This window comes from Providencia sp. PROV175, from assembly GCF_032707045.1.
GTDB classification, from domain to species: domain Bacteria; phylum Pseudomonadota; class Gammaproteobacteria; order Enterobacterales; family Enterobacteriaceae; genus Providencia; species Providencia hangzhouensis.
Genome location: NZ_CP120533.1, coordinates 2366293 through 2379029, shown reverse-complemented (window position 1 = coordinate 2379029; position 12737 = coordinate 2366293). Strand labels below are relative to the sequence as shown.

Annotated in this window: 13 protein-coding genes; 7 read left to right on the top strand and 6 right to left on the bottom strand. The window is 38.9% G+C overall.

What is annotated here, in order from left to right:
* Position 1 precedes the first annotated feature (1 nt).
* The 6 genes from P3L44_RS10580 (at position 2) to yajD (ending at position 6632) form a co-directional block, all read left to right on the top strand.
* Complete coding sequence (locus tag P3L44_RS10580) at positions 2–1126, top strand: ABC transporter permease (RefSeq protein WP_272662406.1); 1125 nt, start codon at positions 2–4, stop codon at positions 1124–1126.
* A 189-nt stretch (positions 1127–1315) separates the two neighbouring features.
* Positions 1316–1879, top strand: coding sequence for an alkyl hydroperoxide reductase subunit C (ahpC, locus tag P3L44_RS10575; RefSeq protein WP_004254784.1), 564 nt, complete (start codon positions 1316–1318; stop codon positions 1877–1879).
* A 117-nt stretch (positions 1880–1996) separates the two neighbouring features.
* The gene (gene ahpF / locus P3L44_RS10570; protein ID WP_096863713.1) at positions 1997–3571 is read left to right on the top strand and encodes an alkyl hydroperoxide reductase subunit F; all 1575 of its coding nucleotides are present in this window, start codon (positions 1997–1999) and stop codon (positions 3569–3571) included.
* A 503-nt stretch (positions 3572–4074) separates the two neighbouring features.
* Positions 4075–5052, top strand: a complete 978-nt coding sequence (locus P3L44_RS10565) for a DUF1852 domain-containing protein (RefSeq protein WP_004254561.1) — start codon at positions 4075–4077, stop codon at positions 5050–5052.
* Between the two features lie 29 nt (positions 5053–5081).
* Positions 5082–6113 (top strand): methionine synthase, encoded by a 1032-nt coding sequence (locus P3L44_RS10560; protein ID WP_004254558.1) that lies wholly within the window; start codon positions 5082–5084, stop codon positions 6111–6113.
* A gap of 171 nt (positions 6114–6284) precedes the next feature.
* Complete coding sequence (yajD, locus tag P3L44_RS10555; RefSeq protein WP_004910806.1) at positions 6285–6632, top strand: HNH nuclease YajD; 348 nt, start codon at positions 6285–6287, stop codon at positions 6630–6632.
* A 79-nt stretch (positions 6633–6711) separates the two neighbouring features.
* On the opposite strand, the gene P3L44_RS10550 is transcribed toward yajD, so the two are convergent.
* Entirely contained in the window at positions 6712–7293 is a 582-nt protein-coding gene (locus P3L44_RS10550; RefSeq protein ID WP_004910807.1) for a YebB family permuted papain-like enzyme, read from the bottom strand.
* Positions 7294–7386: 93 nt separating this feature from the next.
* On the bottom strand, positions 7387–8874 hold the full coding sequence (locus P3L44_RS10545; RefSeq protein ID WP_272662401.1) for a PLP-dependent aminotransferase family protein: 1488 nt from the start codon (positions 8872–8874) through the stop codon (positions 7387–7389).
* Positions 8875–8977: 103 nt separating this feature from the next.
* Here P3L44_RS10545 and P3L44_RS10540 point away from each other — a divergent pair, with 103 nt between their 5' ends.
* Positions 8978–9436: a GNAT family N-acetyltransferase gene (locus tag P3L44_RS10540; protein WP_036957755.1), complete on the top strand. Its 459-nt coding sequence runs from the start codon at positions 8978–8980 to the stop codon at positions 9434–9436.
* Between the two features lie 105 nt (positions 9437–9541).
* Here the strand turns inward: P3L44_RS10540 and P3L44_RS10535 are convergent, their stop codons facing one another.
* The 4 genes from P3L44_RS10535 to P3L44_RS10520 all read right to left on the bottom strand — a co-directional run bounded on the left by P3L44_RS10535 (position 9542) and on the right by P3L44_RS10520 (position 12487).
* Positions 9542–10081, bottom strand: coding sequence for an NADAR family protein (locus P3L44_RS10535; protein WP_172767194.1), 540 nt, complete (start codon positions 10079–10081; stop codon positions 9542–9544).
* A 99-nt stretch (positions 10082–10180) separates the two neighbouring features.
* Complete coding sequence (locus P3L44_RS10530; protein ID WP_272662399.1) at positions 10181–10903, bottom strand: amino acid ABC transporter ATP-binding protein; 723 nt, start codon at positions 10901–10903, stop codon at positions 10181–10183.
* Positions 10890–11654, bottom strand: coding sequence for an amino acid ABC transporter permease (locus P3L44_RS10525; RefSeq protein ID WP_004254530.1), 765 nt, complete (start codon positions 11652–11654; stop codon positions 10890–10892). The genes P3L44_RS10530 and P3L44_RS10525 overlap by 14 nt, the downstream gene beginning before the upstream one ends.
* 65 nt (positions 11655–11719) lie before the next feature.
* Entirely contained in the window at positions 11720–12487 is a 768-nt protein-coding gene (locus P3L44_RS10520; RefSeq protein WP_004254527.1) for a basic amino acid ABC transporter substrate-binding protein, read from the bottom strand.
* Positions 12488–12737: the final 250 nt, after the last annotated feature.

Below are 12737 nucleotides of genomic sequence, written 5' to 3'. Positions count from 1 at the left end.
GATCCGTAAAATTCAGAATATTTTTAACCTAGGAGTCAAAGAGTTACGCAGTTTAGGCCGCGATAAAGCAATGCTAGCGTTGATTGTCTTTGCTTTTACGGTATCGATCTATTCGTCCGCAACGGTAACTCCTGGCTCTTTACATAATGCGCCCATTGCGATTGCTGACCAAGATAAGTCACAGTTATCAAATCGGATAATCAATAGCTTTTATGCGCCTTATTTCTTACCACCCGCGGATATCACGCCAGATCAAATTGATGGTTTGTTAAATCGTGGTTCATATACTTTTGCGCTAGATATTCCGCCTAATTTTCAACGTGATGTGCTTGCAGGACGGCATCCTGAAATTCAGGTAAATATTGATGCAACAAGGATGAGCCAAGCCTTCTTAGGAAATAGTTATATTCAAAATATTACCTTAGGGGAAGTGAATGAATTTTTAGCAAAATACCGTAGTAATGTAAGTTTACCTGTTGATTTGGAAGTGAGGATGCGCTTTAACCCTAACTTGACACAATCATGGTTTGGTTCTGTTATGGCAATCATTAATAATATTACGATGTTATCGATTGTTTTAACGGGCGCTGCACTAATCCGCGAACGGGAACACGGTACAGTCGAACATTTGATGGTCATGCCACTAACGCCATTTGAAATTATGATGTCGAAAATATGGTCAATGGGGATGGTGGTATTGATTGCATCTGGTGTTTCCTTAATTTTGGTCGTAAAAACATTGCTACAAGTACCAATCGAAGGCTCTATCTTATTGTTTATGTGTGGGGTGGCTTTGAGTTTATTTGCGACAACGTCGATTGGTATTTTTATGGGGACGATTGCACGCTCCATGCCTCAGTTTGGTTTGTTGATGATCTTAGTGTTATTGCCATTAAATATGCTTTCTGGCGGAATGACAGCACGAGAAAGTATGCCTCAGCTTGTTCAAGACATTATGTTAACCATGCCGACAACGCACTTTGTTAGCCTTGCTCAAGCGATTTTATATCGCGGAGCTGGCTTCCAAATTGTTTGGCCTCAATTTGCGGTTCTTGTTGTTATTGGTGCTGTATTCTTTTCTCTCGCACTCATTCGTTTTCGCAAAACGATTGCCACCATGGCATAACCTACTGTACATAAAACATCCATTAATGCATAAAACGCTTGCTGAATTTTTCAGTAAGCGTTCCAATGCTTCACCTATTAATTATTGGTACATGATTAGGTTTCGCCTATCAAATCGATAGTGGGTAATGATTGGATAAAGCTGCTGTAAAACAGTAACTTAATAGGCAACCAAACAGGAGAACATCATATGTCATTAATTAATACTCAAATCAAACCATTTACTAACCAAGCATTTAAAGATGGCCAGTTCATCGAAGTTTCTGAAAAAGATGTTGCAGGTAAATGGAGCGTTTTCTTCTTCTATCCAGCTGACTTTACCTTTGTTTGCCCAACTGAACTGGGTGATATTGCTGACCATTATGAAGAATTCCAAAAATTAGGTGTTGAAATTTTCTCTGTTTCTACTGACACACATTTTACCCATAAAGCATGGCATGCAAGTTCAGAAACTATCGGTAAAATCAAATATGCCATGATCGGTGACCCAACTGGCGCATTAACACGTAACTTTGAAAATATGCGTGAAAACGAAGGCTTAGCAGACCGCGGCACTTTCGTTGTTGACCCACAAGGTATCATTCAGGCAATCGAAATTACTGCTGAAGGTATCGGTCGTGATGCAGCTGACCTGTTACGTAAAGTTAAAGCAGCACAATATGTTGCAAGCCACCCAGGTGAAGTTTGCCCAGCTAAATGGAAAGAAGGTGATGCAACACTGTCTCCATCTTTGGACTTAGTCGGCAAAATCTAATTAATCTAACTCAATTGATTAATACTGAATAATTCAGGTTGCAGGTGTTTAGGCCTGCAACTTGGATCACGACGGGTATATGTACCCGATTTTATGATAAAAATTAAAGGGGATTACATGCTCGACAATAATTTACAGGCACAGTTGAAAGCCTACTTAGAACGTTTAACTAAACCCGTTGAATTAGTTGCTAATATAGATGACAGCGAAAAATCAAATGAAATCAAGCAGCTGTTAGAACAAATTGCATCTCTGTCAGATAAAGTCACTGTACGTGAAGAGCGCAATAGCGCACTAAGAACACCGTCTTTTTTAATTACTAACCCAGGTACAGATAGTGGTTTGCGTTTTGCAGGCTCACCTTTGGGGCATGAATTTACCTCTCTTGTGCTGGCATTATTGCAAATCGGTGGTCATCCATCTAAAGAAGCGCAAGAGTTATTAGAGCAGGTTAAAGGCCTTGAAGGCGAATTCCACTTTGAGACTTATTACTCTTTATCTTGCCATAACTGCCCAGATGTTGTTCAGGCGTTGAACTTAATGGCAGTTTTAAATCCAAATATTAGCCATACGGCTATTGATGGTGCACTTTTCCAAAATGAGATTGATGAACGTAATGTGATGGGCGTTCCTGCGGTTTTCCTGAATGGAAAAGAGTTTGGCCAAGGGCGTATGACGTTAAGTGAAATTGTTAGCAAAGTTGATACCAACGCAGATGCGCGTGCAGCGAAATCACTCACAGAGCGTGAGCCTTTTGAAGTCCTTGTTATTGGTAGTGGCCCAGCAGGGGCTTCAGCGGCAATCTATACCGCACGTAAAGGGATCCGTACTGGCGTAATTGGCGAGCGTTTTGGTGGCCAAGTTATGGATACGGTTGATATTGAAAACTATATTTCAGTTATCAAAACGGAAGGCGCTATTTTTGCAGGTGCATTGAAGAACCACGTGGACAGCTATGATGTTGATGTCATTGATGGCCAATCAGTTGCAAAACTGATCCCTGCGGCAGAAGAAGGTGGATTACACCAAATCGAAACTGCATCGGGTGGGATCTTAAAATCACGCAGTATTATTATTTCAACAGGTGCTCGCTGGAGAAATATGGGTGTTCCGGGGGAACAAGAATACCGTACTAAGGGTGTAACATTCTGCCCACACTGTGATGGTCCGTTATTTAAAGGTAAACGTGTTGCCGTTATTGGTGGCGGTAACTCAGGTATTGAAGCGGCTATTGACTTAGCCGGTGTCGTTGAGCATGTGACCGTACTGGAGTTTGCTCCGGAACTGAAAGCAGATTCTGTATTACAGCAAAAAGCACGTAGCCTGAAAAATGTCGATATTATCGTCAATGCACAAACCTTAGAAGTAAAAGGTGATGGCAGTAAAATGACGGGTCTCGAATATAAAGACCGTACTGATGATAGCGTACATTTATTAGAAGTGGCGGGAGCATTCGTGCAAATAGGTTTATTGCCTAATACTAATTGGCTAGGCGACACAGTTGCTAGAAACCGTATGGGCGAAATCGAGATCGATGCACGTAACGAAACCAGTATTAAAGGTATTTTTGCTGCCGGTGACTGTACTACAGTCCCTTATAAGCAAATTATTATTTCAGCTGGAGAAGGGGCAAAAGCCGCACTTAGCGCATTTGATTACCTAATCCGCACAAGTACCAGAACCGCTGAATAGGTGTAATTTACTTTATATTCAGTGAGTTGTAGTCAAAAGGCACTCGGGGGCGAGTGCCTTTTTTTTGTGCATAATACTGTGCCACCTTTTATTATTGTAGTTAATTTTAGTTAGTAACTTAGACTGTATGACCTAAGTGTTTTCTAAATGCACTAAATAAATTTATTTCACTAACCAATGTTTAAGTCTTCGAGTCGAATATTCATCCCCTCTAGGAAATTGTCCATATAATATACTTAACATCATGAATTATAATGAAAAATAATATTTCTTAGTTCTTCGTCACATAATTAAAATAAGTGAAATAGATGATCATGAAAATCGTTCATGTTCGAAATGAAATTAAGTCGCTTTCACTCAATCAACAGCTCTGGCATAAATTAGCTAACGAGGAAAATTAACTTATCTACAACATAAAGATTGATGAATGGACAACTAAAACTTCTAAAAAAATCAAGAAGTCAATTGAGTTTCCATCTTGGAATTTAGGGTGTGACGAGACGATGAACAAAAATTTTACATTTACGATTAAAAGTAGTCTTTTTGATGAAAATTATAATCCTTCTGAAAATACACGTATTACAACTAACTTTGCTAATTTAGCCAGAGGGGAAAATCGCCAAGAAAATTTGCGTAACACGCTTGTCATGATGAACAACCGTTTCAATACATTAGCCTATTGGGATAACCCTAAAAGCGACCGTTATTCAATCGAGTTGGAAATTATTTCTGTCGAGATGAGTGTTGAGGAAAATAGTAATAGGTTCCCTGTGATTGAAATATTAAAAACTAATATTATTGATCATAAAACAGGTGAACGAACTGAGGGTATTGTCGGAAATAACTTTTCATCTTATGTGCGTGATTATGATTTTAGTGTTTTATTGTTAGACCACAATAAGGACCAAGCAAGCTTTAGTATTCCAGAAAACTTTGGTGACTTGCATGGGAATATCTTTAAATATTTTGTAAATTCTAGTGAATATAAAGCGCATTTTAGTAAGGCGCCAGTGATATGTCTAAGTGTCTCAAATAAAGATATCTACCATAGAACTGGGAATCAACATCCTATATTGGGGATTGAATATCAGCAAAATGGGGCTTCATTAACAGATCAATATTTTAAAAAGATGGGATTACAGGTTCGTTATTTCATGCCTCAAAATAGTGTTGCACCGCTGGCATTTTATTTTACGGGAGATCTGCTGAGCGATTACAGCAATATTGAATTAATTAGTACGATTAGCACGATGGAAACATTCCAGAAGATTTATCGGCCAGAGATTTACAATGCGAACTCCGTTGCGGGGCAATGCTATCAACCGAGTTTGACGAACCAAGATTATTCATTAACAAAAATTGTTTATGACCGCGAAGAACGTAGCCGATTGGCTATTGAGCAAGGGAAATATACGGAAGAACACTTTATTGAACCCTATAAGCATATTCTAGAGCAATGGTCTGCTAACTACGCGCTTTGATTAATTATAAAAATTTAAGGTCAATTATTATGAAAACATTATTACCAACATCTACCGCGGGCAGCTTACCAAAACCTTCTTGGCTTGCTGAACCTGAGACGCTTTGGTCTCCTTGGAAGTTGCAAAATGAAGAACTCATCGAGGGAAAACAAGACGCATTGCGCTTATCCCTTGAAGATCAACTACGTGCTGGGATTGATATTGTTAGCGATGGCGAGCAAACACGCCAGCATTTTGTGACGACATTTATTGAACACCTCAGTGGTGTTGATTTTGCAAAGCGTGAAGTGGTTAAAATTCGTGATCGTTATGATGCGAGCGTGCCGACGGTGGTTGGGGCGGTTGAACGCCAAAAACCTGTTTTTGTGGAAGATGCTAAATTTTTACGTAAGCTAACAAAACAGCCGATTAAATGGGCGCTTCCTGGGCCGATGACGATGATTGATACACTGTATGATAACCATTATAAAAGTCGTGAAAAACTGGCATGGGAGTTCGCTAAAATATTGAATCAAGAAGCAAAAGAGCTTGAAGCCGCGGGCGTTGATATTATTCAGTTTGATGAGCCAGCTTTTAATGTGTTTTTTGATGAAGTGAATGATTGGGGCGTAGCCGCGTTAGAAAGAGCCATTGAAGGGCTGAAATGCGAAACTGCGGTTCATATCTGTTATGGATACGGCATCAAAGCTAATACTGATTGGAAGAAGACGTTGGGCTCCGAGTGGCGACAATATGAAGAGGCTTTCCCAAAACTACAAACCTCGAATATCGATATTATCTCTTTGGAATGCCATAACTCCCATGTTCCAATGGATTTGATTGAGCTTATTCGCGGTAAAAAAGTGATGGTGGGGGCGATTGATGTAGCCAGTAATATTATCGAAACACCTGAAGAAGTCGCCAATACGCTACGTAAAGCACTGCAATTTGTGGATGCAGATAAACTTTATCCATCAACAAACTGTGGGATGGCGCCGTTATCTCGTCGTGTCGCAACCGGTAAACTCAATGCATTAAGTGCGGGTGCTGAGATTATCCGCAGAGAATTGTTGAATAAGTAATCTAAGTATAAATTAACGGATAAAAGGACCCAGAATTGATGAGGTGCCCTATAAAATTGGGACTTCATGATATCTGGGTTTTTTGTTGCATTGAGTTTCTTTTTTTGTTCTGACTTGAGGTATATTAGGCGTATTATTTCAAAATTACGATCTTCAATAGGAATATTGGCAATGGCTTTGATCCCTAAAAACTATGCGCGATTGGAAAGTGGCTATCGTGAAAAAGCACTTAAGATTTATCCATGGGTTTGTGGGCGCTGTACCCGCGAGTTTGTGTATTCAAATTTGCGTGAATTAACCGTTCACCATATCGACCATGATCATACTAATAACCCCGAAGATGGCAGCAATTGGGAACTATTATGCCTATTTTGCCATGATCATGAGCATTCGAAGTACACAGAGGCTGAGATGTATGGCACTAATGTTGTTGCAGGGGAAGATGCGCAAAATGATGTTGAAGCAGCAACCTATAACCCATTTGCTGATTTAAAATCAATGATGAATAAGAAAAAATAAGTATCATTGCAGACTCAGGCTGTTGTATTTAAAGGCACTCTATCGAGTGCTTTTTACGTATTTAAATCCATATTGGTTATTAATGAATATCCTCATGACTACGATATACGAGTGATAGTTCAGGGTGATTCCATAGGCTTGCGGGCGTCACTGTAGTGCGTTTCCATGGGATATGACCAATAAACCAAAGTTTCCAGAAATTTAATTTTGCACTCGGATTTTTAGTTAATAATTCTTCAAAGGTTTCAATTTCGCCAATTTGGATTGATAACGCAGATTGGTAAATATCAAAAACAAACTTAGAGCAAAACTGCCTAGGTGAATTGTAATTAAACCCGGTGTGGTAAAATTTGTTTAAGCGAGCAGGAACTTCAGCGACTAATGCTGATTTTTGTTCATGGGTTAGTGTATGAGCAAATCGACGTACACTGTAACGATTACCAGATGAACGGGAAATAAAGCGAGATAAGGTTGTGGTTGTTGAAAGCGGAACACGACTTTCTGCAATCAAATAGTCTTCGCCATTATGGCCGACAATCATGCCAACATGGTTACTCCAACATAAAGATGCTGAGGCTATTTGGCGAAATAATTCGGTCCCAATACTGGTAAAGACAACATCGCCAACTTCGTACTCATGGGGATAATTTATTTTTGTCATAAAAGTACCTCAATATAAACAATGCTATTAAGGTATAGTTATAAAGATTAGAAGAATTCGCGCTATCGGATAAACGCTGAAAATCATTTTTGTTTAACTAGGGTATATATTACTCAATTGTTCACTGAGTAATTTTATATTGCTAATTATCTCGTTTTCACAATGGGCTGCATAGCCAAATAGAATTGCATTTTGGTGAGTACTTTGAATACAGTAGCGTGATAGCGGTTGTGCGCCAAAGCCCAAGAGACGGCATTGGTTAAGGATCACGTTAATATCATAACCGTCTTTCACCCAACAAACAGTATGAATGCCTGAATCTGTCATCTGTACATTAAATAGGTGAGGGAGATAGTGATTGATGGCATTGATAAAAGTATTTTGCCTCTCGTAACATATCTTCCGTATTTTTCTGACATGGCGTGCATAGTGGCCTTCTTGGATAAACTGAGCTAAAGCGGCCTGTTCTAAATAACCACAGTGGCTATCACTATAATATTTCATCATGGTGAATGCCTCACTCAGAATTTCTGGCACTATTAAAAAACCTAAACGAAAGCCGGGGTACATCATTTTAGAAAATGTCCCTGCATAAATAACACGTTGATGATTATCTAAGCCTTGCAATGCTTGAATTGGCTTTGATAAAAAGCGAAATTCACTATTGTAGTCATCCTCAAAAATCCATGCGTTGTTTTGTTGTGCCCAATCCAATAATGCTAAACGCCGAGGTAAGCTGAGAGTTGTGCCCAGAGGGAACTGGTGAGAAGGCGTGGTATAAATTAATTTTGCTGTTTTATGGTGTTTCGCACCATATATAATATCCATTCCTTCTTTGTCTGATGGAATAGCGTCAATATCAGCACCAGCAGCGGTTAAAATAGCTCTCGCACTATCATAGCCAGGGTCATCTAACCATACTTTATCCCCTTGCTGTAATAAGACTTTTGCCGCTAAATTAATGGCTTGCTGTGTTCCATTAACAATAATAATTTGTTGCTGTTTACAATGAACCCCACGAGTCGAACGGACGTAATCTACCAATAAATCTTTTAGTGGTGCATACCCATCAGGGTGATTAAAATGCGTAATAATTTGTTTGGACTTACGCCAAACTCGACCCAATAATCTTCCCCATAATTCATGCGGGAATTGGTCCACACAACCAATACCGATATTAAACATTTGGTGTTTGTTGGTATTTGGACGCGATTTTTCCCATAAATTCGATAAAGTGGAAACTCTAGGATTCAGATTTAATGCAGGATATCCAGATTGGTCACCCTGTTTAGTGCTACTTATGGCACCAATTAATTCATCAGGAATATGGGGGGAAACATAAGTCCCTGAGCCTTTTGGGGAATAAAGGTATCCTTCATCAATTAGTCGTTCAAACCCAGCAATTACCGAATTTCGTGAGATCGCCATCATTTCTGCTAATGCTCTAGAGGAAGGAAGTTTAATTCCAGCAGCAATACGTCCATCTAAGATGGCATTACGTATTGTGTGATAAACATTTTCTTTAATGTAACCTTTTTCAAGTAATAGTAATGGGAATTGGGCATGCTGTTGGCGTCGCATAAAGTGGATCCTAAATAAATAACAAAAGTGTCTCTTATATAGAGCCAGATTGCTAGGTACTATAGCGCCATTATGTAATATGTCTACAAATGGAAGGGTTATTATGAGTAAAACATCATTACCAGTTACAGTGGAATTTGTTGCGCCGGAACATTACCCAGAGTGGTTAGTGTATTGGTTAGAGTATCAGAAATTTTATAAGGTAGATTTAAGTGAAGAAATTACCTTAAAAGCATGGGAGCGCTTTTTTGATGAGAGTGAGCCGATGTACTGTGCTGTTGCGTTGGAAAATGGAAAAGTTGTTGGTTTTGTGAATTATTTATTTCACCGCTCAACATGGGCTGAAAATGATTTTTGTTACCTTGAAGATTTATATGTGACGCCAGAAATGAGAGGACGTCATGTAGGAAAACAATTAATTGAATTTGTACACGCACAAGCGCAAGAGAAACAATGTGGCCGTCTATATTGGCATACACAAGAAACCAATTTGCGAGGCCAAAAATTGTATAACTGGGTGGCAGAAAAGCCAGGGGTAATTGAATACAGAATGCCTTTATAATAAAGCTCAGTAGTATATTCTATATTTTGATAAAATAATGACGGGCCCGCTGTTTAATAACAACGGGTTTTTCATTTTATCAGAAAATAAGCAAAAATTAGAGAGTTAATTGGCTAGCTGACTTCTAACATCCATTAATGCGAAACCGAGAAGGTTTAACCCTTTCCATGTTAATGGGTTTTCAATATTTTCACTATCTTCGGCAAGGCCTATTCCCCAAATTTTATCGACGGGGCTAGCTTCAACTAGAACACGTTCGTTTGTGGAGAGTAAAAACTGTTTTAATTCTTCATGTTGAGAGAATTTTGCCATATTAGCGCTGACAACAATAGCAAAACGGTTTTCATCCCAAACATCTTGCTTAAACCCACGAACTTCACGACCAAATGCTTTAGCCGCTCCGGGATTTGGTGCATGAATGATTTTATCCAATGTTTCTAAATCACCAAATAAGCGTGCTTTTTCGGCCATCATGAAATGTTCTGCACTGGCAAAGCGGTGGTTATTAACAATAAATGGGGAAGGGTACCATTGGCTGAAGCAGCTTTTTGTAATTTGATTTTGTTTGGTTTGGTGGCCCCAGAAGAAAACATATTTAAATTTTTTCCCTGAGCGGTATTGTTTGCAGAGGCTTTTGATATCCATAAATTAATCTTTATTAAGAGCGAATATTCTTAGCGTATCGATAATAAAAAGACCTGCCTATCAGAAAAACCTGCTTAGCATACTAAGCAGGCTATAAAATTAAAGTACTTTACTTAGAAACTCCGCAGTCCGTGGGTTTTTAGGTGCAGTAAAGAGTTGTTCTGGCGTGCCTTCTTCTTGAATAATACCTTGGTCAATAAACAAGACTCGGTCGGCAACTTCACGTGCAAACCCCATTTCATGGGTGACGATAACCATTGTCATACCTTCATTTGCAAGGGTTTTCATCACTGAAAGAACCTCACCAACTAATTCGGGGTCAAGTGCAGATGTCGGCTCATCAAATAACAAAATGGATGGTTGCATGGCTAACGCTCTAGCAATAGCGACTCGTTGTTGCTGCCCACCGGATAAACTGGCTGGCCATGCATCAATTTTATCTAACAACCCTACCTTGATCAGAAGTTGTTCTGCTTGTTTAAGTGCCAATTCCTTTTTTATTCCTTTCACTAAGGTTGGCGCCATCATCAAGTTTTCTAACACGGTCATATGGGGGAATAGGTTAAAACGCTGAAACACCATCCCCACATTTTCTCTCATTTTATTTAAATCAGTTTTAGGATCATGAACGTTAAAACCATTGACTTGAATTTCTCCCCCGTCAGGGCGTTCTAGCGCATTCAAACAGCGTAAAAAGGTACTTTTTCCTGAACCAGAAGGGCCAATGACACAAATAACTTCTTGAGGTTTAACTTCACAAGAAATACCTTTAAGTACATGAGCATCACCAAATTTTTTTTGTAAATTATTAACGTAAATCACTTCTGCCCAACCTTCTTTCCATATATTGCACCAACTGAGCAAGTATAAATGTCAGCATCCAATAAATCACAGATATTGTTAAGTAGGGTTCCCAGTAAGTTGCGTAAGCTCCGGAGACCGTTCTTGCAGCATAGGCGAGATCGGCCAAACCGATTGCGGAAGCGAGGGATGAGTCCTTGACAATTGCGATGGCATTATTTCCCAGTGGGGGAAGAATGCGCCGAAAAGCTTGCGGAAGAATCACCTTGCGCATTGTTTTTGCCCAACTCATACCAAGCGCACGCGAAGCTTCCATTTGCCCTTTATCAATGGATTGAATACCCGCACGGAATATTTCAGAGACATAAGCTCCTGAGTTTAAAGTAATTGCAATGACGCAAGATAGAAATGCACCGTAATCGGAGCGGAGCATTTTAGCGGTATCAACAGACATTAACCCTGATGTAACAAATAAGCCATCACGAGGGTTAATAAACAGTGGCACTAAGGCAAAGTGAACAACCATTATTTGAACAAATAGTGGAGTACCACGAAAAGCACTGACATAGAAGCGAACTGGCCACTGTACAAAATAGTGTAAAATAGGTTTCCAAATCCCTTGTTCAGCTTTGGCCGTTCTGCCTAAACCGAGGGTTAATCCCCATAGTGAGCCTAAAATAACGCAAATGATGGTTGCTTTTATCGTCATCATTGCGCCTTCAGCAAATAATGGAGCATACTCTTCAATTATTTCCCAACGAAACGCAGACATCTTAATTTTCACCCTGATTTAAAACGTGAAAAAGCCATCCATAGATGGCTTTAAGTTAAATTTAACTATTGTTTTGGTAATTGAGGAACATTTTCATCAAACCATTTTTGGTAAATTTTATTGTATGTACCGTCTGCAATAATCTTATCTAAGCCATTATTTATTTTTTGCTGTAATTCACTATTCCCTTTAGCGACAGCAATACCAAAATATTGTTTTTCGAAATGGTTATCGTAAATCAGTTTAAATTTTTTCTCAGGGTGCGTTTTTATATAATATTTAATTACGCCGACATCACCAACTGCAGCGTCAATGCCATCTTCGAATAGTTCTTGTAATAAAAGAGGAGTATTGTCAAAACGTTTGATTGCTGTACTGTTTTTACCTATTACATCCGAAACAACAATATCACCAGTGCTGGAGTTCACAACACCTACATTCAGGTCTTTTAAGCTATTTAAGTCTTTAACATCAGATGTTTCACTGATGACGATCGCTTGCTCAGCCGGGAAATAGGGGTTAGAGAAATCAACCATATTTTTGCGTTTATCTGTAATTGTGATCCCCGAAATTAAAATATCTCTATCACCAGACGATAAGGTCGCAAAAATCCCTTCCCAAGGGGTATTAACAAGTTTAACGTCAAAACCTTCTGCTTCTGCAATTGCTTTAATGATGTCAATATCAAAGCCTTCGAGCTGTTTTTGGCTATTTTCATATTCAAACGGACGGTAAGTCCCACCAGCACCAACGGTATAGCTTTCTTTTGCGTAAACATTCCCCGCGAAGGCTGCCAATGACATACAGCCAGCAAAAACTAATTTTTTAAACATACCAACCTCTTTAATTATGCATTTATAATGAATAAAAATACATAATATTGAACTCCTAAGCAAATGATTTTTATATGTCGAAGTGAGATAAGTTTAGGAGCTTGTGTTTTAAGGGCGGAAAAATATATTATTTAAATATAAATAAGAGAAAGTCGATGCAATCTCGATTTAATCGAAAATAAGCTAAGAAAAGCAAAACATAGGAATAGCGCTTTTTTTACCTATCAGCTACAAAAATTTAACGATAGAC

What these genes read in the sequence shown, in the direction of transcription:
- ahpC (WP_004254784.1), top strand. Translation starts at nt 1,316, where the DNA reads ATGTCATTAATTAATACTCAAATCAAACCATTTACTAACCAAGCATTT.
- ahpF (WP_096863713.1), top strand. Translation starts at nt 1,997, where the DNA reads ATGCTCGACAATAATTTACAGGCACAGTTGAAAGCCTACTTAGAACGT.
- P3L44_RS10565 (WP_004254561.1), top strand. Translation starts at nt 4,075, where the DNA reads ATGAACAAAAATTTTACATTTACGATTAAAAGTAGTCTTTTTGATGAA.
- P3L44_RS10560 (WP_004254558.1), top strand. Translation starts at nt 5,082, where the DNA reads ATGAAAACATTATTACCAACATCTACCGCGGGCAGCTTACCAAAACCT.
- yajD (WP_004910806.1), top strand. Translation starts at nt 6,285, where the DNA reads ATGGCTTTGATCCCTAAAAACTATGCGCGATTGGAAAGTGGCTATCGT.
- P3L44_RS10550 (WP_004910807.1), bottom strand. Translation starts at nt 7,293, where the DNA reads ATGACAAAAATAAATTATCCCCATGAGTACGAAGTTGGCGATGTTGTC.
- P3L44_RS10545 (WP_272662401.1), bottom strand. Translation starts at nt 8,874, where the DNA reads ATGCGACGCCAACAGCATGCCCAATTCCCATTACTATTACTTGAAAAA.
- P3L44_RS10540 (WP_036957755.1), top strand. Translation starts at nt 8,978, where the DNA reads ATGAGTAAAACATCATTACCAGTTACAGTGGAATTTGTTGCGCCGGAA.
- P3L44_RS10535 (WP_172767194.1), bottom strand. Translation starts at nt 10,081, where the DNA reads ATGGATATCAAAAGCCTCTGCAAACAATACCGCTCAGGGAAAAAATTT.
- P3L44_RS10525 (WP_004254530.1), bottom strand. Translation starts at nt 11,654, where the DNA reads ATGTCTGCGTTTCGTTGGGAAATAATTGAAGAGTATGCTCCATTATTT.
- P3L44_RS10520 (WP_004254527.1), bottom strand. Translation starts at nt 12,487, where the DNA reads ATGTTTAAAAAATTAGTTTTTGCTGGCTGTATGTCATTGGCAGCCTTC.